Annotated in this window: 23 protein-coding genes and 1 pseudogene; 19 read left to right on the top strand and 5 right to left on the bottom strand. The window is 61.6% G+C overall.

What is annotated here, in order from left to right; genetic code table 11:
* Positions 1-48 precede the first annotated feature (48 nt).
* Positions 49-277: pseudogene (locus B4F51_RS15635) on the bottom strand (hypothetical protein); the annotation flags it as partial.
* Between the two features lie 355 nt (positions 278-632).
* On the opposite strand from B4F51_RS15635, the gene B4F51_RS15630 reads away from it, so the two are divergent.
* Entirely contained in the window at positions 633-2,666 is a 2,034-nt protein-coding gene (locus tag B4F51_RS15630) for an acyl CoA:acetate/3-ketoacid CoA transferase (protein ID WP_296226955.1), read from the top strand.
* A gap of 101 nt (positions 2,667-2,767) precedes the next feature.
* On the opposite strand, the gene gyrB is transcribed toward B4F51_RS15630, so the two are convergent.
* The 3 genes from gyrB to dnaA form a co-directional block, all read right to left on the bottom strand.
* Entirely contained in the window at positions 2,768-5,296 is a 2,529-nt protein-coding gene (gene gyrB / locus B4F51_RS15625) for a DNA topoisomerase (ATP-hydrolyzing) subunit B (protein WP_296226953.1), read from the bottom strand.
* A gap of 150 nt (positions 5,297-5,446) precedes the next feature.
* A complete protein-coding gene (gene dnaN, locus B4F51_RS15620; protein ID WP_296226951.1) occupies positions 5,447-6,562 on the bottom strand; it encodes a DNA polymerase III subunit beta in 1,116 nt (371 codons plus the stop codon).
* A 267-nt stretch (positions 6,563-6,829) separates the two neighbouring features.
* Positions 6,830-8,440, bottom strand: a complete 1,611-nt coding sequence (gene dnaA / locus B4F51_RS15615; protein WP_296226949.1) for a chromosomal replication initiator protein DnaA — start codon at positions 8,438-8,440, stop codon at positions 6,830-6,832.
* Positions 8,441-9,071: 631 nt separating this feature from the next.
* Between dnaA and rpmH the strand changes: the two genes are divergently transcribed.
* The 4 genes from rpmH (at position 9,072) to yidC (ending at position 11,678) form a co-directional block, all read left to right on the top strand.
* Positions 9,072-9,206, top strand: coding sequence for a 50S ribosomal protein L34 (gene rpmH, locus B4F51_RS15610; protein ID WP_003262958.1), 135 nt, complete (start codon positions 9,072-9,074; stop codon positions 9,204-9,206).
* Positions 9,207-9,267: 61 nt separating this feature from the next.
* Positions 9,268-9,696, top strand: a complete 429-nt coding sequence (gene rnpA / locus B4F51_RS15605; RefSeq protein WP_296226946.1) for a ribonuclease P protein component — start codon at positions 9,268-9,270, stop codon at positions 9,694-9,696.
* A complete protein-coding gene (gene yidD, locus B4F51_RS15600) occupies positions 9,693-10,007 on the top strand; it encodes a membrane protein insertion efficiency factor YidD (RefSeq protein ID WP_296226944.1) in 315 nt (104 codons plus the stop codon). The genes rnpA and yidD overlap by 4 nt, the downstream gene beginning before the upstream one ends.
* A gap of 6 nt (positions 10,008-10,013) precedes the next feature.
* Positions 10,014-11,678 carry a membrane protein insertase YidC gene (gene yidC / locus B4F51_RS15595; protein ID WP_296226942.1) on the top strand — a complete coding sequence of 555 codons (1,665 nt, stop codon included), beginning with the start codon at positions 10,014-10,016 and terminating at the stop codon, positions 11,676-11,678.
* Between the two features lie 59 nt (positions 11,679-11,737).
* Here the strand turns inward: yidC and B4F51_RS15590 are convergent, their stop codons facing one another.
* The gene (locus B4F51_RS15590) at positions 11,738-12,136 is read right to left on the bottom strand and encodes a VOC family protein (RefSeq protein WP_296226937.1); all 399 of its coding nucleotides are present in this window, start codon (positions 12,134-12,136) and stop codon (positions 11,738-11,740) included.
* Positions 12,137-12,264: 128 nt separating this feature from the next.
* Between B4F51_RS15590 and mnmE the strand changes: the two genes are divergently transcribed.
* The 14 genes from mnmE to B4F51_RS15520 all read left to right on the top strand — a co-directional run bounded on the left by mnmE (position 12,265) and on the right by B4F51_RS15520 (position 23,451).
* Positions 12,265-13,641, top strand: coding sequence for a tRNA uridine-5-carboxymethylaminomethyl(34) synthesis GTPase MnmE (mnmE, locus tag B4F51_RS15585; RefSeq protein ID WP_414706778.1), 1,377 nt, complete (start codon positions 12,265-12,267; stop codon positions 13,639-13,641).
* A 165-nt stretch (positions 13,642-13,806) separates the two neighbouring features.
* Positions 13,807-15,039, top strand: a complete 1,233-nt coding sequence (locus B4F51_RS15580) for a tyrosine-type recombinase/integrase (RefSeq protein ID WP_296226932.1) — start codon at positions 13,807-13,809, stop codon at positions 15,037-15,039.
* Positions 15,040-15,141: 102 nt separating this feature from the next.
* Positions 15,142-15,450 (top strand): hypothetical protein, encoded by a 309-nt coding sequence (locus B4F51_RS15575; protein ID WP_296226931.1) that lies wholly within the window; start codon positions 15,142-15,144, stop codon positions 15,448-15,450.
* A gap of 96 nt (positions 15,451-15,546) precedes the next feature.
* Positions 15,547-15,840, top strand: coding sequence for a hypothetical protein (locus B4F51_RS15570; protein WP_296226929.1), 294 nt, complete (start codon positions 15,547-15,549; stop codon positions 15,838-15,840).
* 2 nt (positions 15,841-15,842) lie between these two features.
* Complete coding sequence (locus tag B4F51_RS15565; protein WP_296226927.1) at positions 15,843-16,184, top strand: hypothetical protein; 342 nt, start codon at positions 15,843-15,845, stop codon at positions 16,182-16,184.
* Positions 16,181-16,648 (top strand): hypothetical protein, encoded by a 468-nt coding sequence (locus B4F51_RS15560; protein WP_296226925.1) that lies wholly within the window; start codon positions 16,181-16,183, stop codon positions 16,646-16,648. The genes B4F51_RS15565 and B4F51_RS15560 overlap by 4 nt, the downstream gene beginning before the upstream one ends.
* A gap of 559 nt (positions 16,649-17,207) precedes the next feature.
* A complete protein-coding gene (locus tag B4F51_RS15555) occupies positions 17,208-17,753 on the top strand; it encodes a hypothetical protein (protein ID WP_296226923.1) in 546 nt (181 codons plus the stop codon).
* Positions 17,754-18,114: 361 nt separating this feature from the next.
* Positions 18,115-18,414: a helix-turn-helix domain-containing protein gene (locus tag B4F51_RS15550; RefSeq protein WP_296226922.1), complete on the top strand. Its 300-nt coding sequence runs from the start codon at positions 18,115-18,117 to the stop codon at positions 18,412-18,414.
* 763 nt (positions 18,415-19,177) lie between these two features.
* Positions 19,178-19,408, top strand: a complete 231-nt coding sequence (locus B4F51_RS15545) for a hypothetical protein (RefSeq protein WP_296226920.1) — start codon at positions 19,178-19,180, stop codon at positions 19,406-19,408.
* Between the two features lie 9 nt (positions 19,409-19,417).
* The gene (locus B4F51_RS15540) at positions 19,418-21,214 is read left to right on the top strand and encodes a toprim domain-containing protein (RefSeq protein ID WP_296226917.1); all 1,797 of its coding nucleotides are present in this window, start codon (positions 19,418-19,420) and stop codon (positions 21,212-21,214) included.
* 31 nt (positions 21,215-21,245) lie between these two features.
* Entirely contained in the window at positions 21,246-21,665 is a 420-nt protein-coding gene (locus tag B4F51_RS15535; RefSeq protein ID WP_296226916.1) for a DUF5681 domain-containing protein, read from the top strand.
* The gene (locus B4F51_RS15530) at positions 21,637-21,909 is read left to right on the top strand and encodes a hypothetical protein (protein ID WP_296226914.1); all 273 of its coding nucleotides are present in this window, start codon (positions 21,637-21,639) and stop codon (positions 21,907-21,909) included. The genes B4F51_RS15535 and B4F51_RS15530 overlap by 29 nt, the downstream gene beginning before the upstream one ends.
* Positions 21,902-22,267, top strand: a complete 366-nt coding sequence (locus tag B4F51_RS15525) for a hypothetical protein (protein ID WP_296226912.1) — start codon at positions 21,902-21,904, stop codon at positions 22,265-22,267. Before B4F51_RS15530 ends, B4F51_RS15525 begins: the two co-directional genes overlap by 8 nt.
* A 17-nt stretch (positions 22,268-22,284) precedes the next feature.
* The gene (locus tag B4F51_RS15520) at positions 22,285-23,451 is read left to right on the top strand and encodes a tail fiber domain-containing protein (RefSeq protein ID WP_296226910.1); all 1,167 of its coding nucleotides are present in this window, start codon (positions 22,285-22,287) and stop codon (positions 23,449-23,451) included.
* Positions 23,452-23,974 lie beyond the last annotated feature (523 nt).

The raw sequence follows: 23,974 nt of genomic DNA, 5'->3' as shown, positions 1-23,974 counted from the left end.
GGCCAACCGACGACGGTTGGCTTTTTGCGGGTCACAAAACTAACTCAACTAAACATCAATATTCCGCGCCGCCAACGCATTGCTCTCTACGAAGTTCCGGCGCGGTTCCATGTCAACCCCCATCCGCGTCGTAAAGATCTGGTCCACCGCAATGGCGTCTTCAATTTGCACGCGCAGCGGGCGGCGCTGGGTGACGTCCATGGTGGTTTCCCACAACTGCCCCGGGGTTCATTTCGCCCAGGCCCTCATAGCGCAGGCGGCTCACACCGCGCTCGGCAGCGCCATCAAGCCTGTTGTGCGCACCTCAAGGGGCGTTGCTCGACCGATTCGGCTGCGCCAGCAAAAGGCCGATCAGGCGGCCGATGAAGCGGTCGCGCATGCCGCGGGTCTGGTCGATCACGGTCGCCATGCTGCGGTGCAGCGCAGCACCCACAAGCCCCGGCATTGACGCCAGCCCCTTGCCGCACCGCGCATCTCGTGCTGTATTTGCACTCATACGCCCCTAAAGCGCCTCGCCGGCTCGGCAGCAAGGCACCAACGGCTTGCGCCACGGCTGACGAGTTTCTGCGCAGCAACGCCCGTCCGGGGCGCTGCCCGCACACGCTGAAGACCACACAAGAACGGGAGACACGATGATGCTGCACCCAGCGCTCATGGGCCACGCCGTGCCCAGGAAGAACAAGGTGGTTTCAGCGGCCGATGCTGTGCGCCTGATTCGCAACGGCGACACGGTTGCCACCGGCGGGTTCGTCGGCATCGGTTTTCCCGAAGCCATTGCCATTGCCATCGAGCGGCGCTTCCTGGCGCACCAGGGCGCGCCGGCAGACGACCCCGGCGCCCTGCGGGACCTGACGCTGGTGTACGCAGCCGGCCAAGGCGACGGCAAGGAGCGCGGGCTCAATCACCTGGGTCACAAGGGGCTGGTCAAACGCGTGGTCGGCGGGCACTGGGGGTTGGTGCCAAAGCTGCAGCATCTGGCGGTCGACAACCAGATCGAGGCATACAACCTGCCGCAAGGCGTGATCAGCCATCTCTTTCGAGACATTGGCGCAGGCAAACCCGGCACGCTCACCTCTGTGGGCTTGGGCACGTTTGTGGACCCGCGCTTTGGCGGGGGCAAGATCAACGCCGTCACGCACGAAGATCTGGTCGATCTGATCGTGCTGCACGGCAGCGAATATCTCTTCTACAGGGCGTTCCCCATTCATGTCGGCATCGTGCGGGGCACAACGGCGGATATCGACGGCAACGTCACCATGGAGAGAGAGGCTCTGACGCTGGAGGGGCTGGCGATTGCCACGGCGGTGCGCAACAGCGGTGGCCTTGTCATCGTGCAGGTGGAGCGCGTGGCCGAGGCCGGCAGCCTGAACCCGCGCGCGGTGAAGATTCCCGGCGTGCTGGTCGATTGCGTGGTCGTGGCGGAGCCGGAGCACCATTGGCAGACCTTTGCCGAGCCGTACAACCCGGCGTTTTCAGGCGAGATTCGGGTGCCGATGGACACCATCACGCCCATGCCGATGAACGAGCGCAAGATCATCGCCCGCCGCGCGGCGCTGGAGCTCAAGGCAAACAGCGTGGTGAACCTGGGCATCGGCATGCCGGAGGGCGTTGCCGCCGTCGCCCATGAAGAGAAGATCCTCGACCTGCTGACCCTGACTGCGGAGCCTGGCGTGATCGGCGGCCTGCCGGCTGGTGGGTTGAACTTTGGCGCGGCACGCAATGCGCAGGCCATCATTGATCAGCCCAACCAGTTCGATTTCTACGATGGCGGCGGGCTGGACGTGGCGTTCCTCGGCTTGGCGCAGGCCGATGCCGCGGGCAACGTCAACGTGAGCAAGTTCGGCCGCAGGCTGGCCGGTGCGGGCGGGTTCATCAACATCAGCCAGAACGCGAAGAAGGTCGTATTTGTCGGCACGTTCAATGCGGGGCAAATCAAGGTTGCGGTGGAGCAGGCGCGGTTGAGCATCCTTGAAGATTCCGGCAGCCGCAAATTCGTGCAGGAGGTTGAGCACCGGACGTTCAGCGGCAGCCACGCGGCGGCACGCGGCAAGACGGTGCTGTACATCACCGAGCGTTGTGTGTTCCGGCTGACGGCGCAGGGGCTCGAGCTGGTGGAAATTGCCCCGGGCGTGGATTTGCAGCGCGACATCCTGGCGCGGATGGACTTCACGCCGCTCATGCCCGTGCCCCCACGATTGATGGATGCGCGCATCTTCAAACCCGACGCCATGGGGCTGCGCGAAGAGCTGCTCGCATTGCCGCTGGAAGCGCGCTTTAGCTACGACGCCAAGACGAACCATTTCTTCCTCAATTTCGAGGGTCTCACGGTCAGGAACCATGACGACGTGGAGCGCATCCGCGAGCAGGTGGCCTCCTGGATGGAGCCGCTGGGCAAGCGCGTCTTCGCCATCGTCAATTACGACAACTTCACCGTCCTGCCCGATGTGATGGATGAGTACGTGGAGATGGTCAGAAGCGTGGTCGATCGCTTTTACCGGGGCGTGACGCGCTACACGACCAGCGGCTTCCTGCGCGCCAAGCTAGGCCACGCGCTCGAAGCGCGCGACGTTGCTCCGCACATCTTTGAGAGCGAGGAAGAAGCGAATCAGGCGCTGCAGGAGCTGGAGCGGGAAGACGGGCCGCGGCAGGAGGGGCCGGGGGCTTAGGGACAAGGGCCGCTTGCCAAAAAACAAGACCCATAAGTCTCTCAACTTATGGGTCTGTTTTTTTCAGCTTATGTGGCTAATGCGGCCATCTACACGAGCGATCAAACATCAATATTCCGCGCCACCAACGCATTCGTCTCAATGAAGTTCCGGCGCGGCTCCACGTCGTCGCCCATCAGCGTGGTGAAGATCTGGTCCGCCGCAATGGCGTCTTCAATCTGCACGCGCAGCAGGCGGCGCTGGGTGACGTCCATGGTGGTTTCCCACAACTGCTCGGGGTTCATTTCGCCCAGACCCTTGTAGCGCTGGCGGCTCACGCCGCGCTCGGCTTCGGCCAGCAGCCACGTCATGGCGGCGTGGAAGTCTGTCACGTTCTGCTCGCGCAGCTTGTCGCCTGTGCCGCGGCGCACCTTGGCACCGTCGCCAATCAGGCCTTGGAAGGTCTGGGCGGTGCTGGAGAGCGCTGCGTAATCTGCGCCGGCCACGAAGTCGGCGTCGATATGGCTCAGGCGCTGGTTGCCGTGCTGGCGGCGGACGACCATGACGCGGTATTTCTCGTTCTTCTCGTCGTACTGCATGAAGGCGTCTGCGGTAGCGCCGCCGTTGGCGTTGCTGGCGTTGCCTTGCATTTCCAGCAGGCGGGCCTTGAGCGTGCGGGCGCTGGCTTCGGCTGCGGCTTCGCTGGAGAGGTCCAGGGCCACGCCTTCGGCAATGGCGCGCAGGGCGTCGGCGTCAATCACGCGAGACAGGCGCTCGATCACGCCACGGCTGAGCTGGTATTGGCGTGCGAGTTCGGCCAGGGCGTCGCCCGAAATTTCGGTGCCATCGGCACGCACCAGCACCGCGGAGTCCAGCGCCTGGCGCACGAGGTAGGCGGCCATCTCGACGTCGTCTTTGATGTAGCGCTCTTCCTTGCCGTGCTTGATCTTGTAGAGCGGCGGCTGGGCGATGTACACGTGGCCGCGCTCGATGATCTCGGGCATCTGGCGGTAGAAGAACGTGAGCAGCAGCGTGCGGATGTGCGAGCCGTCCACGTCTGCGTCGGTCATGATGATGATGCGGTGGTAGCGCAGCTTGTCGAGGTTGTAGTCGTCCTTACCAATGCCGGTGCCCAGGGCGGTGATGAGCGTGAGCACTTCCTGGCTGGAGAGCATCTTGTCAAAGCGTGCGCGCTCGACGTTCAGGATCTTGCCCTTGAGCGGCAGGATCGCCTGGAACTTGCGGTCGCGGCCTTGCTTGGCCGATCCACCTGCGGAGTCACCCTCGACGATGAAGAGTTCAGACAGCGCGGGGTCTTTCTCTTGGCAGTCGGCCAGTTTGCCGGGCAGGCCCATGCCGTCGAGCACGCCCTTGCGGCGCGTCATTTCGCGGGCCTTGCGGGCGGCTTCACGCGCGCGGGCGGCTTCAACGATCTTGCCGCAGATGATCTTGGCGTCGTTGGGCGTTTCCAGCAGGAAGTCGCCCAGCGCCTTGGCCACCACGTCTTCCACCGGCAGGCGCACTTCAGACGAGACGAGCTTGTCCTTGGTCTGCGAGCTGAACTTGGGCTCGGGCACCTTGACGGAGAGCACGCAAGTCAGGCCTTCGCGCATGTCGTCGCCCGAGGTTTCGACCTTGGCCTTCTTGGCGATCTCGTTGTCGGTGATGTATTTGTTGATGACGCGCGTCATGGCGGCGCGCAGGCCCGTAAGGTGGGTGCCGCCGTCGCGCTGCGGGATGTTGTTGGTGAAGCAGAGCACCTGCTCGTTGTAGCCATCGTTCCACTGCATCGACACATCCACGGCCACGCCGTCTTTCTCGCCTTGGGCCGTGAAGATGGTCGGATGCAGCACGGTCTTGTTCTTGTTGATGTATTCAACAAAGCCCTTCACGCCGCCCGAGAAGGCGAAGTCTTCTTCCTTGCCGGTGCGCTGGTCGGTCAGCTTGATGTGCACGCCGTTGTTCAGGAACGAGAGCTCGCGGATGCGCTTGGAGAGGATCTCGTAGTGGTATTCGACGTTGGTGAAGATCTCTTCGTCGGCCAGGAAGTGCACTTCGGTGCCGCGCTTGTCCGTCGTGCCCGACACGTGCAGCGGAGAGACCTCCACCATCTTGCCGTCCGGCGCTTGCACCGTTTCGATCAGGCGGTTTTGCGGAATGCCCTGCGCAAACTCGATGTGGTGCACCTTGCCACCCTGGCGGACCGTCACCTTCATCCACTTCGACAGACCGTTCACGCACGACACACCCACGCCGTGCAGGCCGCCCGACACCTTGTAGCTGTTCTGGTTGAACTTGCCGCCGGCGTGCAGCTCGGTCATGGCGATCTCGGTCGCGCTGCGCTTGGGCTCGTGCTTGTCGTCAAACTTGATGCCGGTCGGAATGCCGCGGCCGTTGTCGATCACGGAGATGGAGTTGTCCGTGTGGATGGTGACCTGAATCTCGGTGCAATGCCCGGCCAGCGCCTCATCGATGGAGTTGTCCAACACCTCGAATACGAGGTGGTGCAGGCCGGTGCCATCCGAGGTGTCGCCGATGTACATGCCCGGCCGCTTGCGTACCGCCTCCAGGCCTTCCAGGATCTGGATCGAGGCGGCGTCATAGCTGTTGGCCTCGGCGGGTGCGGATTGCGGTTTCTGCTGTTCGGTCATGTCGTTCTGCTCGCTGCCATGGGCACGGAAATGGTTATCTCAGCGCACACAGCGGGGTTGCTTAAAAACGGCGAAGGGGCGGATCTTTTCGATCCAGCCCCTCGTCTTGCTCTCGATGGTTGTTCGCGTGGCTTGTAGGAATAAGCCTCGTCAAATGCGCATCGGCATGACGACGTACTTGAAGGTGTCGTCGTCGGGCAGGGTGATGAGCGCGCTCGAGTTGGAGTCGCCCAGGCTCACCTGCACCTTTTCGGCCTTGAGGTTGGCCAGCACGTCCAGCAGGTAGGTGACGTTGAAGCCGATATCCAGCGCGTCGCCCTGGTAATCGATTTCGAGTTCTTCCTGCGCTTCTTCCTGATCAGCGTTGGTGGAGCTGATCTTCAGGACGTTAGTGTCGAGCATGCAGCGCACGCCCTTGAATTTGTCGGTGGTCAGGATGGCCGTGCGTTGCAGTGCGCTCTGCAGGAATGTACGGTCGATCGTGAAGCTGTTGCGGTAACCCTTGGGGATCACGCGCTGGAAATCCGGGAACTTGCCTTCGACCAGCTTGGAGATCAGCTCGATGTTGCCGAAGGTGAACTTGACCTGGTTCGAGGCCAACTGCACGGAGACGGGATCGTCCACGTCTTCCAGCAGGCGCTGCAGTTCGAGGATGGTCTTGCGCGGGATGATGACTTCGTGACGGCCGCCAGCACCTGCCGGTTGCTCGCCGGTTTCGACGCCGCAGTAGGCCAGGCGGTGGCCATCGGTGGCGACTGCCATGACCTGCTTGCCGTCCACCACCAGCAGCATGCCGTTCAGGTAGTAACGGATGTCTTGCTGGGCCATCGCGAAGTGCACCATCGCCAGCAGATGCTTGAGCGTCTTCTGCGGCACGGTGATGCGCGCGCCGAAGTCAGACGCTTCGGCCACCGTGGGGAATTCTTCGGCGGCCAACGTCTGCAGGGCAAAGCGGCTCTTGCCGGATTGCACCGTCATGCGCTTGTCGTTGAGCGTGAGGGCGACTTCGCCGTCAGGCATGGCACGCAGGATGTCGACCAGCTTGCGGGCAGCCACGGTGGTGGCCACGTCGCCGGCGCCGGCGCCGCAATCGGCGTGCGTGGTGATCTGGATTTCGATGTCGGTGGACAGGAAGGAGACCCGTTCACCAGTCTTGCGGATCAGCAGATTGGCCAGGATGGGCAGCGTGTGTCGGCGTTCCACGATGCCGCTCACGATTTGCAGCGGACGCAGCAGGTTGTCTCGCGAGGTTTTGACCAATTGCATGAAGGCGATCCTTGCAGTTTGAGGTGACACCGCGCGCGCCCCTCATGGCGTGTGCCTGCAGGAGCATTCGCGATTAACCCCAAAGTTGTTGTAAATCAAGGGGTTAATCACAAATTATACCGCAAAGAAGGGAGCGCTGGATAGCGTCGCGCGCGCGGCAAATATGTCTATTGTGCATGAAAAGACGCCCGCGTTCGAGCGGGCGTTTGCATGCGGCAAATTCGGGGCAGATGGCGCCGCCATGCGGGTTGGCGGCACGCCGGCACATCAACCCTTGAGTGTTTGCTCCAGCACGTGCAGTTCGTGGTTGAGCTGGGCGTCCTTGCTGCGCTCATCGGCGATCTTGCGCACGGCGTGCAGCACGGTGGTGTGGTCGCGCCCACCGAAGAGTTCGCCAATTTCCGGCAGGCTCTTCTGCGTGAGCTCCTTGGCCAGATACATGGCGATCTGACGCGGGCGCGCGATATTGGCCGGCCGCTTCTTGGAGTACATGTCCGCGACCTTGATGTTGTAGAAATCCGCGCAGGTCTTCTGAATGTTCTCGACCGAAATCTGGCGGTTCTGCACCGTCAGCAGATCCTTGAGCGCCTCGCGCGTGACCTCGATGGTGATCTCCTTGCCATGGAAGTTCGAGTACGCCAGGATTTTGCGCAACGCGCCTTCCAGCTCGCGCACATTCGAGCGCAGGTGCTTGGCCACGAAGAAGGCCACCTCTTCCGGCACGGTCACGCTCTCGGCCTGCGCCTTCTTCATCAGAATCGCGACGCGCATTTCCAACTCGGGTGGCTCAATGGCCACCGTCAGGCCGGAATCGAAGCGCGAGATCAGGCGGTCATCGATGCCGGTGATCTCCTTCGGGTACGTATCGCTGGTGATGATGACCTGCGCGCGGTTGGCGATCAGCGCCTCGAACGCGTAGAAGAATTCTTCCTGCGTGCGGTTCTTGCCCGAGAAGAACTGAATATCATCGATCAGCAGCAGATCCAGCGAGTGGTAGTAGCGCTTGAAATCGTCAAACGCCTTGCGCTGGTAAGCCTTCACTACGTCGGAAACGTACTGTTCTGCGTGAATGTAACGGATGCGTGCGCGCGGATTCTCCATCAGCATGAAATTGCCGATGGCATGGATCAAGTGCGTCTTGCCCAGCCCCACGCCGCCGTATAGGTACAGCGGGTTGTACGACTTGCCCGGATTATTGGCAACCTGGATGGCCGCCGCGCGCGCCAGCTGGTTGGCCTTACCGGTGACGAAGTTGTCGAACGTGAGGATCGGGTTCAGGCGCGAGCGCTCGTGCACGGTGTCGTCCACCGGCGCCTGCGGGGGCGTGGCCAGGCCGGTCAGGCTCGGCATCGCTGCGGGCGAGGCCGGCGGCGGCATGCGGTACGACTGCGCGCTGGCTTCGGCGGCGTCCATCACGGGCACGTCGATGTCGGCCGCGGCGTGGCTGGCCGTGGCGAGCGCGGCGTCACGGTACATCGCGGGGGCCGGGCGCGCGACCGCTGTATCGCGCGCGATGCCGTTCGGCGCGGACATTGCCGGCACAGCCTGCGTTGGTTGAATCGATTGCGCCGCCAGAGGCTGCATCGGCACAGGCGCCAGCGCCGGCTGCAGGGCCGCCTGCCGCTGGCCGGCGGTCGGGTCGAGCACGAACTGCACGTCGACCTGCATCTCCCAGTAATCGCACGCGAGCGACTGAATACGGCCCGAGAACTGGCTTTTGACCCAGTCGAGCTTGAAACGGTTGGGCGCGGCAATCCGCAGCGCGCACGCCTGCTCGTCGAATGACAGCGGCGTCAGCGGCTTGATCCACGTCTTGAATTGTTGCGGCGTCAGCTCACTCTCGAGCTGAGCTGATGCCGCATGCCAGAAATCCTGCATCGTTATCGTTAGGTGTTTGACCGGCGCCGCGCGCGTCATGCCGACGCCCCCGGGCGGGCCGGCCGCCGGGCCCCTGGCACAGGCCAGAAACCGGGTGGCTTTCGTTATTGGAACGGGATTGTACCCCCAGCCCAAAGTTATCCACAAAGGATAAGTCTGTGGATAACCTGTGGGCCCACTGTGAGTAGCGGTGGACAACCGATTTTTCACATCGCCAGCAAACCCAGTACCGACAAGGCTTTCATCGAAACGATCCACGCCGCACAAGGCGCTGGGGACAACTCGCTGCCGGGTGGATTTTTCTCGGCGGGCCAGATTTATCCCCAGCCGAGCGGGCTTGACAGATGCGGCAGATATCGCTTAAATGGCGGGTTCTGCGATGCGCGGCAGGGGAGCGCACGCTTGTTCGCGTCAGACGTGGCGCCTGGGGGTCCTCCCATGGCACCTGATCCGGCGGGCCCGATACCCTCGGCGCCCATCTTTCCGGTGACGCCCTCGACCTGAACAACACAGCGCACGGCGGTCTGCGTGGGCGATTTCTCCTAGTGAATCGACACCAGGCTCGGACAGACGAACCCTAGCCCGGCGCGTGCGGCAACGTCCGCACCACCCATTAACAAGAGAGTGCATCATGAAGCGTACCTATCAACCTTCCGTTACCCGTCGCAAGCGCACCCACGGTTTCCGTGTCCGCATGAAGACCCGTGGTGGCCGTGCCGTGCTGAACGCACGCCGCGCCAAGGGCCGTAAGCGCCTGGCCATCTAAGACTGCCGCGCCCGGGTGGCGGCTGACAGCCGTTGCCCATGGCTCCTGCGGCACGCTGGCGATGGGCCCGTACGCCTACCCCAAGGCCGCAAGGCTGACAAAAACGGATGAGTTCTCATCCGTTTTTGCTTTGCGGCCTGTCCGGCGTAGTCGTCACTTTGTGCTGTACGTACGCGCCAACGGGCACCCGCAGGCGCGTCTTGGCGTGGTGATCGGCAAGAAGTTCGCCCGCCGCGCTGTCGAGCGCAATCTCATCAAGCGGCAGTGCCGCGAGCTGTTCCGCCTGCGGCAGCCCGCTCTGGGCGGACGCGATGTACTGATCCGTCTGCAGGCCAAGTTCCCGCGTGAAGACGTGCCCACCATGGCTGCCTTCAAGCGCATCTGCCGCGAAGAGCTTTCCCACCTGTTCGAGATTGCCACGCGCCCGTTACCGACACCGCCCGGGGCCGCGCCCGCATCTTCCACACCTGCCGCCGGGGGCACGTCATGACGCGCGTGCTGCTGTTCCTGCTGCGCGTGTACAAGGTGGCATTCAGCCCCTTCGTCGGCGCGCAATGCCGCTTCCTGCCCACCTGCTCCGACTACGCGCGCGACGCCGTGCTCACGCATGGGCCGGCGGTTGGCAGTTATCTTGCGGCAAAACGCCTGTGCCGCTGCCATCCGTTCGCACAAGGCGGGTATGATCCTGTGCCGCCCGCCGCCGGCGACGCTGCGCCCCGCTCCACCGATTCCGCATCGACCGACGCGACCGCAGCCGACACCCCGGCTGCGCGGCCGTCGATTCACCTTCCCAGACCGTAATCCGACATGGATATCAAACGCACCATTCTCTGGGTGATCTTCTCGCTGGCGGTTGTCCTGCTGTTCGACAACTGGCAACGCGCGAATGGCCACCAGTCGATGTTCTTCCCGACGCCGCAGACGGCCACGACCCCGGCCGCGACGCCGGGCAGCACGCCCGCAGGTGACGTGCCCCAGGCTGCCACCACCGCCTCAGCCGCAGGCACGCAGGGCGCTCCGGCCACGGGTGCAGCTTCGCAGGCCCCGGCCTCGGAAAAGATCGTCGTCACGACCGATGTGCTGCGCGCCACCATTGACACGGCCGGCGCCATCGTGAGCAAGCTGGAACTGCTCAACCAGAAGGATCACGACGGCAACCCGATGGTGCTGTTCGACCGCACCATCGAGCGCACCTACTTGGCGCGCTCGGGCATCATCGGCGGTGATTTCCCGAACCACACGACGGCGTTCACTGCATCGGCCGGCCCGCGTGATCTGGGTACGGGCAATGACGTTTCCATCACGCTCACGGCCGACAAGGGCGGCGCCAAGCTCGCCAAGACGTATGTCTTCAAGCGCGGCAGCTACGTGATCGACACGCGCTTCGACGTGACCAACGACGGCACGGCGCCGATCAACCCGACGCTGTACATGGAACTGGCCCGCGACGGCGGCGCGGTGGAGCAATCGCGCTTCTACAGCACGTTCACGGGCCCGGCCGTCTACACCGACACCGATCACTATCACAAGATCACTTTCGCCGACATCGACAAGGGCAAGGCGCACGTGCCGACCCCGACCGACAGCGGCTGGGTGGCGATGGTGCAGCACTACTTCGCCTCGGCATGGATTCCGGCGGCCAACGCCAAGCGTGAGTTCTACGTCGATCGCATCGACACCAACTTCTATCGCGTCGGTATGCAGGAGCCGCTGGGCACGGTGGCGCCGGGCGCGAGCGTGTCGGCCACGGCACGCCTGTTCGCCGGCCCGCAGGAAGAGCGCATGCTTGAAGGCATCACCCCGGGCCTGGAGCTAGTGAAAGACTACGGCTGGCTGACCATCATCGCCAAGCCGCTGTTCTGGCTGCTGGAGAAACTCCACGCGCTGCTGGGCAACTGGGGCTGGTCGATCGTTGCGCTGACGGTGCTGATCAAGCTGGTGTTCTTCCCGCTGTCGGCCACGAGCTACCGTTCGATGGCCAAGATGAAGGATCTGCAGCCGCGCATGACGGCCATCCGCGAGCGCCACAAGGGCGATCCGCAGAAGATGAACCAGGAGATGATGACGCTGTACCGCACCGAGAAGGTCAACCCGCTCGGCGGCTGCCTGCCGATCGTGATCCAGATCCCGGTGTTCATGGCGCTGTACTGGGCACTGCTCTCGTCTGCGGAAATGCGCGGCGCGCCGTGGCTGGGCTGGGTACATGACCTGTCCGCGCCGGACCCGTTCTACATCCTGCCGATCCTGATGGCTGTGTCGATGTTCGTGCAGACCCGCCTGAACCCGACCCCGCCGGACCCCGTGCAGGCCAAGGTGATGATGTTCATGCCGATTGCGTTCTCGGTCATGTTCTTCTTCTTCCCGGCCGGCCTGGTGCTGTACTGGGTGGTCAACAACGTGCTGTCGATTGCGCAGCAATGGTCGATCAACCGGATGCTGGGCACCAACAAGAAGGCTGCGCCCGCCAAGTAAGGCGAACGCGCTTCAGCAAAAAGGGCACCTTCGGGTGCCCTTTTTTTCATGCCGCAAACTTATTCCGGAGCGTGACAGACCGCCTCGATGTTGTGGCCGTCCGGGTCATGCACAAACGCGCCATAGTACTTTGGGTGATAGTGCGGGCGCAGGCCTGGTGTGCCGTTGTCGGTACCACCGGCGGCCATCGCCGCAGCGTGGAACGCCTCCACCTCGGCTCGCGACTCGACGCGAAAAGCCACCTGCAGCGGCGGTTTATTCGGCCCCTGCCCGGCCGTCGCCGCCGAGATCCAGAACTCCGCCCTGCCCGGCGGGCCAAAGCCGGCCACGTCGGTGTGGCCCGTTACTGCGGCCGGAAATTCCAGCACCTTGCCGAGGCCAATGGCGCCCAGCGCCTGTTGATAGAACCGTTTGCTGGCCGCGAAGTCGCTAACGACAACGCCGGTGTGATCGATCATCCGAATCTCCTTCATTGGAAACTGGCGCGCAGATACGCGGCTGCCGCACAATACCGCCCATGACTGCCGCCGACCACCCCACAACCTTGCCGAACGTTTCCAGCGCCCCACGCCCCGTCACTCGCACGATTCCCATCGCGGCGATTGCCACCGCGCCTGGGCGAGGCGGCATCGGCGTCGTTCGCGTGTCGGGGCCTGACGTGCGCGTGGTCATGCAGGCGGTGTGCGGCCGACTGCTGACGTCACGCCAAGCCACCTATCTGCCCTTCCTCGACGCCGACGGCAACGCCATTGATCGAGGCATCGCGCTGTGGTTTCCGGCACCGCATTCGTACACCGGCGAAGACGTGCTCGAACTGCAGGGCCACGGCGGCCCGGTGGTGATGCAACTGCTGCTGCAACGCTGCTTGGCGGCGGGCCGCGAGATCGGCCTGCGCGTGGCCGAACCGGGCGAATTCACGCGCCGCGCCTTCCTCAACGACAAGATGGATCTAGCGCAGGCCGAGGCCGTGGCCGACCTGATCGAGGCGAGTACCGAGGCGGCGGCACGCTCTGCGGCACGCTCGCTCGACGGCGCGTTCTCGCAAGCCGTACATGCGCTGGTCGAGCGCGTGATCCATCTGCGCATGCTGGTGGAAGCGACCCTGGATTTCCCCGAAGAGGAGATTGACTTCCTGGAGGCCGCCGATGCGCGCGGCCAGCTTGCCGACATCCGTACACGGCTTGATGGCGTGCTGGCCCAGGCACGCCAGGGCGCGCTGCTTCGCGAGGGCCTGCACGTGGTGCTGGCCGGGCAGCCGAACGTCGGTAAATCCTCGCTGCTCAACGCGCTGGCCGGCGCGGAGCTGGCCATCGTCACACCGATTGCCGGCACCACGCGCGATAAGGTGCAGCAGACCATCCAGATCGAAGGCATCCCGCTGAACATCGTCGATACGGCCGGCCTGCGCGACACGCAAGACGAAGTCGAGCGCATCGGCATCGAACGCACCTGGGCCGCCATCGCGCATGCTGATGTCGTGCTTCACCTGCTGGACGCAGCGGACTACCGTGCCAACGGCCTGTCCGCCGAAGACACCGCCATCGACGCCCGCATTGCGGAGCACGTGCCGGCCGGTGTACCGACGCTGCGCGTGGTCAACAAGATCGATCTGACCGGTGTTGCCGTCGCGGGCCGCGTCGATGCCGAGCCGCCGGAGGTGTGGCTGTCGGCGCGCGACGGCGTGGGCATCGAACTGCTGCGCACCGCGTTGCTGGAAATTGCCGGCTGGCAAGGTGGCGGCGAAGGCCTTTATCTGGCGCGCGAACGCCATCTCGCGGCATTGCGCGCGGCCCGCGAGCATCTGGCCACGGCGGCCGAGCATGCGGATCAGCGGGCGCAGTCGCTGGACTTGTTTGCCGAGGAGCTGCGGCTGGCGCAGGAGGCGTTGAACAGCATCACGGGGGCGTTCTCCAGTGATGATCTGCTGGGAGTGATTTTTAGTCGGTTTTGTATTGGAAAATAATTGGCTGCCCAGGGATGCCCAAGGTTGCCAAGAACACCCAAGCAAGCCTTTGTTTTACAAGGAATTGTTGGCTCACGTTGCCCAACGATTCCCATTGACACCCAGCGATCTATAGTACACATTTAAGTACACAAGCCCTGCTTGGTTACTTTCTGTGTACTAAAGATGCCCCGAACAGTCCCTCCCCTCACCGACACCCGCATCAAGGCCCTCAAGCCGAAGGCCGCCCGTTACCAAGTGGCGGATGGCGGGGGCTTGGTGCTGGAGATCATGGTGTCGGGGTCCAAGGTCTGGCGGTACCGCTACTCGCTGCACAGCAAGCAGCAGCCCCTTGTAACGATCGGCGACTACCCGGCTGTCAGCCTGACCGCAGCGCGGGAACGTGCTCGCAAGTATTCGGAGATCGTCGCATCAGGCGGCTCCCCTATCGCTCAATCCAAGAAGGACCGAGGAGCAGATTCGGCGCCGACCACGGTGCGTGAGTTCTCGGCACAGTGGTTCGAAGCGACGATTGCCGACAAGTCGGAGGAATACCGTCGAGGTGTGCGGCGCGCCCTAGACAAAGACATCCTCCCGGTCATCGGCTCGAAGCCGCTTACGGAAGTTACGCCCGGCGAGGTGCTGGAGCTTTGCGACAAGATCAAGGCTCGCGGCGCGCCCAAGATGGCCCTCTTCACGCGCAACGTACTCAAGCGCATGTATGAGTACGCTGTCGCCCGCCACGTGGCCACAACAAACCCCGCTCAAGCCTTGGTTGCCCGTTTCATCGCAACCCAAGAGAGCCGCACCCGCGTTCTGACGCCAGACGAGATCGGCAACGTTCTGCGGAGCATCTACGCCTCAGACATCCGCCGCCTGCACAAGCTGGCCCTGCATCTGCTCATCCTGACGATGGTGCGCAAGTCGGAACTGATCGAGGCCCGAAAATCGGAATTCGATCTGGATGCCGCGATCTGGCGCATCCCAGCGGAGCGCATGAAGAAGGACAAAGAGCATTGGGTGTACCTGTCGGCCCAGGCTGTCGCCATGCTGCGTGAGATCTTTGCGCTCACCGAAGGCAGCGCGTTCCTTTTCCCGACCAGTCGCGGCGGCAAGGACGTACCCATCGCCAAGAGCACGCTGAACACCGCAGTTCGCGCGCTCGATATGGAGGTTCAGCACTTCGTGCTGCATGACTTCCGCCGCACTGCATCAACGCACCTTCACGAGATGGGCCAGTCATCAGACGCTATCGAGAAGGCGCTCGCTCACAGCATCAAAGGAATCAAAGGCGTCTACAACCGCGCTGAGTATGCAGAGGAGAGGCGCCGCATCCTGCAGCTCTGGGCTGACTTCGTTGACGCGCAGATCTCGGAGGAAAAGAAGGTAGTGATTGGCCGCTTCGGCAACGCTGCCTAGGGTTTGCATGACCGCGCCTGACGGCATCAGGCAAAGCGGCAGGAACGATGTTGGCGCATCGAACCTGCCTGACCACAACCAAGCTAGTAAGGAGCTTGCATCATGGCTGAAGCAGATTTTACCGCCTCAGAGATGGCAGAGAACGACGCATCTGCTGCTACATGGAGCGCATTTGACGATGCCTACCATCGCGTCAAGACACTGATCGATGCAATCGAATGCATCGCTACCGCTCACCTTGATATGACAACGCGGGAGATTGCTGACGAGCCAGGACACTGGGCTCCGCTCTTCCATTCGCAAATCTCGAACATTTACAGCCTGGCCGCATTCCTCGACCAAACCTTGGAAAAAGACTTGCGGACCACCGCTGTAGCGCTTCGCGGCGGAGCAGAGCGCGGCATTCACTGAGCGGCTGATCAATCGGGAATTTCGCAGGGCGGCGGCCAAGGAGCGGCAACTCCAAGACCGCCTGACCACAAACCGACCTAAACAGGAGGTCGCATCATGGCTGAGTTCGATTCTACCAACGCTGCGGAGCATGACTTGCGCATCATGAGCGCTCGGGGCGCGCACCTCGTTTTCTCCGACAAAGAGGAGATGATGTGCTATGTACGGAAGACAGCGAACGCTTTGGCGGAACTCAGTGCCGTTTTGCAGGCGGTAGACATTAGGGAGACGAACACAGCGCCAGAGTTCGTATCAGGCTCAATCGCGGTAATGAACGACATGGCTTGGCAGATCGAGCAAGCACTAGATGCCCTCTGGTATGAAGAGGAACAACAGCGCAAGGGAGTCTGATCATGGACGACGCCAATTCAACTAATGAAGCATGCATCTCCGCAAAGATCATTGCGCTACCGACAGCTGCGCGCGAGCGTGTCAGACAACTACCCGGGCGCCATCCTAAGGGGCCCTCGATGCTTGAGGACGCGCGTTCGCGCAGAGAGAAGAAAGCAAGGGTAACGTCGGCGATGGAGATAAGGCTGTTTCCAGGCGACGATTTCGAATACGCGATTGACGAGAATCTGAGTCTCGCTGAAACCATCAAGGGTGCAATCGCCTGCTATGTAGTGATGGGCGATTTTCTGGAAAGGCTCAAGGACGCTGGACTGGACAGAGAAGCATTTTGGAGCCGATCATGAGGCTCGAACGCTATTTGACTCGCGATCGCGCATACGGCGTGTGGCATCGCGCCCCCTCCATTGGCCGCTATCTCAAGGGCGCGCAGGCTGAATCACTGACCATGGCGGATTTGGACTCGGTGCTTTTCACCGAGTACGACAACGGCAGCAAATTGCCTTTGGCGCTGGTGGAAGTCGCACGCGATATTGGCCAGGACAAGCCCGCTGGAGTTCTTCGTAAGCTCGCGGAAATGGCTGACGTACCGGCGTTCGTGGCGCTCTACACGCTATCGGATCGGGCCAACCCAACTAATCCAAACTGGTGTGACATCGAAGCCTTCCGGGTACAGCGCCTTTGGCCACGGCCCGAAAGCCGCTGGAGGATGCTGACGCCGGAACAGTGGGCACGGGCGCTTGTGCAGATCCGCAGTTGGCAGTTGCGGCGATTCACTAGCCGGGAAGCGGCGAACGATCAACGTTACTAGCTGGAGCGAGCGATGAAGCGGCGAATCAAAGGGGAGGCGATGAACAGTTGGATATTCGCAGCTTGCATTTGCAGCAGCGCCATAGCCTTGGTTTCTCCACGCGCGGCCGCGCACCAGGCATATCAGCCCACCGACGATGATTTGCATGCTGCGTACTGTTTGAGTGTCTCGGATGCCATGCTAAGTGAGCTGCAGTCAACAGCAAGCAGCACCACGGACACCGAACTAGATAGCATCCGCAAAGCTGTGTCAGAACTATCTGAACGCGTGTCTCGCCTTCGCGCATACGTGCTGCCGAAAATGTTGACTGGCGACGATGCCACTGTTGCGCTTGCTGCGGCAGCTCAGCGCGGCAAGGCAGATTTGGCTACGCTGAACTCAAACAGCAAAATCGTTGCTTGCGCTCAGACTTGCACTGCTCTCTCTATGCGGAATGCTCCGAGCGATCAAGCCGCGATGCAATGCGTACAAGACTGCGCTCCAGAGATTTCCCGGCGACTTCGTAGCTGTAACGATCTGTCTTGGTTGCCCTTCTAGCCGCAGATCCACCAAGGAACCTATGAGCAAAAAGTTCAAGGGGAAGCTAGGAAAGCCGATTTTTGTCCAGCCCCCGGGCCTGCTGGAACTGATGACCTCACCGGAGAAGGCTCTTACCGCTCATTCCAATGCTATCGAGCAAGCGAGAGCGGAGAAGATACGGCTTCTTTTTGACCACTATGGAGTAGGCCAGGGAGACTTCTACACGCTTGCAATGTCGATGGCGCTTGATCTTGTTCCGGGGCTCCAATTGGCCACAGAAACAACAAGGAGCGGCGCGCCGGAAAAATGGAACGCGATTGCCAGCGGCTACCTAGTGGTCGAACTTGAGCGATTGCAGGAGCAGAACAAGAAGCTTAGCGTGAAATCTGCCGCCGCGATCTTAGCGAAGCGTATGCCATGGAAGGATCTTGTTCGCGGCGACAATGTCGCAGAAACATTACGCCAGCAGTACACGGTGATGAAAAAAGACAAATGGGCCACCGTCTTCCGAGACGCCTTCCGGACCCACGCTTTGGAGGACTCTATCGCAGAGTGGGATGCCGCAGTCTTGGACCTCCGCCCCTAAAAGGGGAATGGCTGCTCGTGCCAAAAACAAACCTGTAGGTTAATTCCGAGCGCCAAATATCTACACCCATGATGACCACCATGCAAACGACGCCTAGGAGCGACAAAGCATGCGTGCAGTCACCGAAATCCACAAAGTCCCGGAAACCCTTCCCTCGGTTGGATTCTCCCGCTGGAGTCAGCTCCAGTACTTTATCCCCGTAAGCCGCGAGACATGGCGGAAGCTTGTTAAGGACGGGCGCGCACCTCAGCCCCAACGCTGGACTGAGCGTTGCACCGTCTACAGCAATGTGGAAGTACATCGCTGGATGCAGAATCCGGCCGCCTACCAAGCGCAAGCAATCGCTGCGTAAGGGGGCGCCATGTCGGAAAAAACAAAAGCCGCTCCCCACGGGGAAGCGGCTAAATCTCAAAAGCGAACTGAGTCTAGCCCAAATTCCACCGCAGCGCAGCGGGAGCGCATTCTTACGGCTCTCCGAAACGGCCCACTGACTACGCTCCAAGCGCGCCGCGAATTGGACACGCTGCATCCGGCCGCGCGCGTTCAGGAACTGCGTGCAGAGGGGCACCTCATCACCACCGTTTGGACGTGGGATTTCAGTGCTGCGGGATTCCCTCATCGCGTCGCCCGGTATGTATTGACGCCGGAGGTGAGCGTATGAGCACCGTACCCACTCGCCCGGCTACCGCGCCAATGGCGTCGCGGCACCTTCGCCGAATTCCCCACGGTGGTATCGCCCTATACGAGACGCTGAAGGCGACCTGGCTCTCTGCCAACCCCGATGCTTCTCCTGCCGACTATGAGGCAGCCATGGTGCGCTTTGCACGTTTGGCGGGGGTGTGACATGCGCACGCTCATCAAGCGCCTAATCATCTCAGCCTGGAATCGCGGTTGGGTCGGGCAGCGGACGGTGACGCGTGCGTTCCGTCTCTTCAACCTGCGGGAGGCGTGATGTCGATCCGTGCCATGTCCCAGGTGTGGGACCGCTTCCCTCGTGGCGGCTCTGACATGCTGGTTGCGCTTGCTCTCGCGGACTGGTGCAACGATGTCGGCGAGTCCCTGCATCCTTCGATCGGCGCTATTGCCACTAAATGCCGCCTCTCCGAATGGCAGGCGCGCCGCCTTGTACATCAGCTCATCGATGATGGCTTTTTGGAGGTGATCGGCAACGAGTTCGGGGGAGCTCCGGGGACCACTCGCAAGTACCGTCTCCGACTTGATCGAATCTCGTCCGCAACCCCTGGCGTGGATGCCACCCGTACGACTAGCGCAGATGCGCCCCCTGGCGTGGATGCCAGGGCTGGCGCCCATGCACGGAGACGGCTAGCACCCATGCCAGCCAAACCATCATTGAACCATCAGTAACCACCAAGAGTACGCGCACGTCGAAAAGTCGATCGAAATCTGCGAACGGAAAAACTCAGTTGCCAGAAGGTTTCGCAATCTCGGAAGGCGTCCGCAAGTGGGCGAAGGAAAACGGACACAAGAACCTTGACGCCCACCTTGAGTACTTCGTCGACACCATACGAGCGAAGGGCAGCCGTTACGTCGATTGGGATGCCGCTTTCAAAACGGCCGTGCGCGCTGACTGGGCCGGCCTGAGCCGCAGGCAGCAGGGTCGCCACGGCGGAACTGAAGCCAACTTTGCCAACTGAGGAGACGGCATGAACTGGAACGAAGTTTCGAACCGGCTCGCTCAAGAAGCAGAAGCCGTTGCCGGCATGTTGCTGCCCAACGGAAAACGCCAAGGCCCCGAATGGGTTGCTGGCAGCGTTGAGGGAGAAGCGGGCGAATCGCTCAAGGTGCGCATCACTGGCAACAAGGCAGGGGTTTGGAAGGATTTCGCGACTGGCGACGCTGGCGACCTCGTAGACCTGTGGGCGGCAGCGAAGCAAATAACGCTCAAGGAAGCGTTTTTGGAGGCTCGCCGCTACCTCGGTATACCCGAGCCAACTTTCGTGGCTCCTACCCGGGCCTATTCGCGTCCTAGCCGCCCCGCAGTGGTGAGTCCTGCCGGTCGAGTGCTCAAGTATCTGACGGATGAGCGGAAGTTATCCCTGGAGACGATCCGCGCATTCAAGGTTGCCGCGAGCAAAGAGGACGACGCGATTGTCTTGCCATACATGCGCGACGCCGAGCTCATCAACCTGAAGCATCTGGCTCTCGAACGCGACGCCAAGGGCAAGAAGCGCACTTGGCAGGCCGCTGGTGCTGAGCCGTGCCTGTTCGGGTGGGATCTGATCCCGGATAGCGCCAAGGCGGTGCTGATCGTGGAGGGCGAACTGGACGCCATGAGCCTCTACGAATACGGCATCGCCGCTCTGTCGGTCAATCAAGGCGCCGGAAACCATCAATGGATCGACAGCGATTTCGATCGCCTGGAGCGCTTCCCGGAGATCTTCCTCTGGTTCGACAACGACGAGGCCGGACAGAAAGGCGCCCGTGAAGTGGCGCAGCGTCTGGGGTTGGATCGCTGCCGGATCGTCAAATTCCACCTGAAGGACGCCAACGAGGCATTGCAGCAAGGCGTGACGGCTGAGGAGATCGGCGAAGCGCTAGATGCTGCGGAGCGTATTGAGCCGACCGACCTCCGCACGCCTGCCGCGTACCTGGATGATGTGCTGGCGATGTTCCGGGATGGTCCGGTCAACACAGTCGGCGCCGCGCTTCCGTGGCCGGCCTGGTCCGACAAGGTACGACTCCGCCCCGCGGAGCTATCCATTTGGACCGGCATCAATGGCCACGGCAAAAGCGACCTCTTGGGGCAGGTCTGCGTAGATCTCATCCGCCAAGGAGAGCGGGTTTGCATCTTCTCCGGCGAGATGAAGCCGGCCACGGTGCTACGCCATCTCACCATTCAGGCCAGCGCCACCTCAACGCCGACCGAGAGGTTCGTGCGTGCCGCCAACGACTGGATGTGCGGTGCCCTCTGGCTCTATGCCCACGTCGGCACGATCAGCCAAGACAGCCTAATGGAGGCGTTCCGCTATGCCGCCAAGCGCTACCGCGTCACGCATTTCGTTGTCGATTCGCTGCTGAAGTGCGGCATCGCAGAAGACGACTACAAGGCCCAGAAGGCGTTTCTGGACCGCCTGTGCGACTTCAAGAACGAGTTCAACGCGCATGTCCATCTAGTGGCGCACGCCCGCAAGGGTGAAAGCGAAGACAAGGCACCGGGCAAGTTGGACGTTCGCGGTGCTGGCGCGATTACCGACCTGGCCGACAACGTGTTCACGGTCTGGCGCAACAAGCGCAAGGAACTAGCTGGGGAGGAGGCGGATGGGGACGTAGAAGACGCACGCCTCTACTGCCACACGCAGCGCGCTACCGGCTACGAGGGTGCGTTACGGCTCTGGTTTGACACCGGCAGCCTGCAGTTCAGCCAACGGGCGAATTGGCACGCGCGCCCGGTTTTCGACTTCTCAGCGATTCCGCCGCATTCGGCTGCGATCCACGCGTGACTGCTGATTTTTTCAGAGGAATAGCAACGCAATGGCATTTCAAAAAGGGCAAAGCGGCAATCCAGCAGGCAAACCCAAGGGCGCCAAGGACAAGCGTACGGCGCTGCGGGAGCTGCTACAGCCACACGCCGAGCAGCTCGTGCAGAAAGCCGTGAAGTTGGCGCTGGATGGCGACACCACAGCGCTGCGGATCTGCATTGACCGAATCATCCCGGCCGCGAAAGCGAAGGATTCGCCGATCAGCCTGGAGGGTTTGACCGGCTCGCCTACCGAACAGGCTCAGGCCGTGGTGAATGCCCTAACCACAGGTGCCCTGACGCCGGACGAAGCGAACTCCGTAATGGCCGTACTCACCGCGCAAATGCGTGTTGTTGAGGTCGATGAACTTGAAAAGCGCATCGCTGCGCTGGAGGCAATGAAAGATGGCAACCAACATCCGGTCGCGAATTGAGCGACTTGAAGGCAGACGCCCGCTGGTTCAGGCGGTGGAATTCATCGTCGTTTCACCCCTCGGCGATGACAGCGGCAATGGACCGCATCTCATTTGCCGGATGGGCGACCCCGGCCCGTTCCAGCTGGTCCCGGACCATCTGGGCCTAGACGACCCGAGGGGCTTGTTGTTCGTCTACAGCGAAAGCTGCCGAGAGGCAGGGACCACACCACGTAACTCACAAAAGGAAACACATCATGACTGAAGCCGAGACGCAGATTCTCCTCACCAAATGTGATCACACATTAAGCACCACCTTGGCGCAGCTACGGTTGATCGTTGCCCATGTAACACCAGTGGCGAACGGCTTGCTGGAAGGGAGCGCGGACAAGGGCTACTTGGTTAAAAGCCTGGCCGGTCTCCATCAGTTGCACGGTTATCTGCTGGAGCAATTGAATCAGTTAAACGCGCTGTCAGTGAGCAGTGCGCGAAATGTGGCGGCACAAGGCCAGACCGCTGCGGAACACCAACCCGGTACTTCTGCCAGCCACGTCCCCCCTGATAACGGCGCTCCATGCACTACCAATCTAGAAAGCATGAAGCCTGAGTTTTCTGTCCACTAATTAACCGGAGCATAACCATGTCAGGCGGCGGTGGAAGCACTACAACTGTTCAAAAGAGCGATCCCTGGTCGGGGCAGCAACCGTACCTAGAGAATGTCTTTTCTGGAGCCCAGAATGCGTACAACCAATACGCGGGCAACCCTTCGTCTTCTGTTGCCAGGTTCACGCCGATGCAGCAGCAGGCTATTGGTGCGACGCAGGGTGTAGCAAATGGCACCAACTTCGGGAACGCGGCCAACGTCAACAACGCGGCCGGTGGCTATACGACGAATCTGCTGAATGGGAATTACCTGAACTCCAATCCGGGTAATGCGGCATTCAGCAAGTTCTCCAGTGGCGACATGATGAACAACCCGTACATGACGGGTATGGCGAATGCCGCTACCGACTCCATCACGCGGGCATATCAGACGGCCACTGCACCGCAGACTGCAAGCGCATTCGCTGGATCGGGTCGCTATGGTTCTGGCGCATATCAGAACCAAGTCAGCCAGAACCAGCAAGACCTTGCCACGCAGCTCGGCAATAGCATGAACTCCCTTTACGGGAACATGTACCAGAACAACATGAGCAACATGCTACAGGGCGCGCAGGGTCTCTCGCAGAACTACAACACCGCTTCTCAGCAGCAGCTTGCGGGGGCGGCGAATGCGCCGAACATCGTCAACTCGGTGAACAGCGGCATCTCGAATCTGCACAACATGGGCGGCAATCAGCAGGCCCTGCAACAGAACCAACTCAACGCGCCCTGGCAGCAGCTCAACAACTTCTCGAACCTGATTCAGGGACAGTACGGCAGCAACGTTACGGCGTCAGAACCCTACTTCCAGAATCAGATGGCGGGCGCTCTTGGTGGCGCGGTTAACGGTGCAGCACTGGGAACCGCGTTTGGCGGCGGTTATGGCTATGGAACCGGCATTGGCGCGGCCTTGGGTGGTGCGATGGGCGCGTTCTCTGACCGCCGATTGAAGTTGGATGTTGAAGCGACGGGTGAGCACTTGGCCAATGGGTTGCCGCTCTACAGCTTCCGCTATCTGTGGGATGAGCCAAATATTCGCCGCAGGGGCGTTATGGCCGATGAGGTGCGCAAGGTCGCACCGCATGCCGTATGGCGCGATCCGAGCGGCTTTGATGCCGTGGACTATGCGGCAGTCGAGCGCAGTCATGTCCTGGACGCTCAGTAACCCCTTTGTCTGCACGGGAGATTGCAGCGAACCCGCTTCGGCGGGTTTTTCGTTCACCACTGTACGCTCACTGGAGCAACAGGGATCTGAGGTTAGCCCCTCCAAGTATGATCTCTAGTCAACAAGACAGATTGAAGGGGGAGATGGATATGCGAAAAGCGGTTATGTTGAGCTTTGCTCTCTTGGTCACTGGCTGCCAGAGCGTGTCCGAAGTTGTGCCTGCCGGGAACGGTACGTACCTGGTCGGCTCGGAAGTTCGGGGAGGCTTCTCTTCTTGGACAGAGGTGCGTGCGCTGACATTGAGGCGCGCGAACGAGTACTGCTCCAGCCAGGGTAAAGAAATGGTGCAAGTTGATAGCAAGACTCGCGGCGCTCGCGGTTGGACACCACAGGAGGCTGAACTCACGTTCAAGTGTGTCGAGCCAGGAAAGCAAAGCACGCCAGCAGGCACGCAAAGCTAACCGAGTTGGGGTGCAGCGCTGGCTGCGGTCAGCGACTCCTCAGAGTCGTCGGCCGGTGTCGA

It is taken from the genome of Ralstonia sp. UBA689 (genome assembly GCF_002298975.1).
Classification (GTDB): domain Bacteria; phylum Pseudomonadota; class Gammaproteobacteria; order Burkholderiales; family Burkholderiaceae; genus Ralstonia.
Note: the sequence above shows the minus strand (reverse complement) of the source record. Positions and strands in the feature narration are given on the sequence as shown.

Coding starts and splice junctions, on each gene's coding strand:
- rnpA (WP_296226946.1), top strand. CDS start 9,268: ATGGGCCCGTACGCCTACCCCAAGGCCGCAAGGCTGACAAAAACGGAT.
- B4F51_RS15520 (WP_296226910.1), top strand. CDS start 22,285: ATGTCAGGCGGCGGTGGAAGCACTACAACTGTTCAAAAGAGCGATCCC.
- B4F51_RS15555 (WP_296226923.1), top strand. CDS start 17,208: ATGAGCAAAAAGTTCAAGGGGAAGCTAGGAAAGCCGATTTTTGTCCAG.
- gyrB (WP_296226953.1), bottom strand. CDS start 5,296: ATGACCGAACAGCAGAAACCGCAATCCGCACCCGCCGAGGCCAACAGC.
- B4F51_RS15560 (WP_296226925.1), top strand. CDS start 16,181: ATGAGGCTCGAACGCTATTTGACTCGCGATCGCGCATACGGCGTGTGG.
- yidC (WP_296226942.1), top strand. CDS start 10,014: ATGGATATCAAACGCACCATTCTCTGGGTGATCTTCTCGCTGGCGGTT.
- B4F51_RS15575 (WP_296226931.1), top strand. CDS start 15,142: ATGGCTGAAGCAGATTTTACCGCCTCAGAGATGGCAGAGAACGACGCA.
- B4F51_RS15535 (WP_296226916.1), top strand. CDS start 21,246: ATGGCATTTCAAAAAGGGCAAAGCGGCAATCCAGCAGGCAAACCCAAG.
- yidD (WP_296226944.1), top strand. CDS start 9,693: ATGACGCGCGTGCTGCTGTTCCTGCTGCGCGTGTACAAGGTGGCATTC.
- B4F51_RS15565 (WP_296226927.1), top strand. CDS start 15,843: ATGGACGACGCCAATTCAACTAATGAAGCATGCATCTCCGCAAAGATC.
- dnaA (WP_296226949.1), bottom strand. CDS start 8,440: ATGCAGGATTTCTGGCATGCGGCATCAGCTCAGCTCGAGAGTGAGCTG.
- rpmH (WP_003262958.1), top strand. CDS start 9,072: ATGAAGCGTACCTATCAACCTTCCGTTACCCGTCGCAAGCGCACCCAC.
- B4F51_RS15525 (WP_296226912.1), top strand. CDS start 21,902: ATGACTGAAGCCGAGACGCAGATTCTCCTCACCAAATGTGATCACACA.
- B4F51_RS15590 (WP_296226937.1), bottom strand. CDS start 12,136: ATGATCGATCACACCGGCGTTGTCGTTAGCGACTTCGCGGCCAGCAAA.
- B4F51_RS15530 (WP_296226914.1), top strand. CDS start 21,637: ATGGCAACCAACATCCGGTCGCGAATTGAGCGACTTGAAGGCAGACGC.
- B4F51_RS15580 (WP_296226932.1), top strand. CDS start 13,807: ATGCCCCGAACAGTCCCTCCCCTCACCGACACCCGCATCAAGGCCCTC.
- B4F51_RS15630 (WP_296226955.1), top strand. CDS start 633: ATGATGCTGCACCCAGCGCTCATGGGCCACGCCGTGCCCAGGAAGAAC.
- B4F51_RS15570 (WP_296226929.1), top strand. CDS start 15,547: ATGGCTGAGTTCGATTCTACCAACGCTGCGGAGCATGACTTGCGCATC.
- B4F51_RS15550 (WP_296226922.1), top strand. CDS start 18,115: ATGTCGGAAAAAACAAAAGCCGCTCCCCACGGGGAAGCGGCTAAATCT.
- dnaN (WP_296226951.1), bottom strand. CDS start 6,562: ATGCAATTGGTCAAAACCTCGCGAGACAACCTGCTGCGTCCGCTGCAA.
- B4F51_RS15540 (WP_296226917.1), top strand. CDS start 19,418: ATGAACTGGAACGAAGTTTCGAACCGGCTCGCTCAAGAAGCAGAAGCC.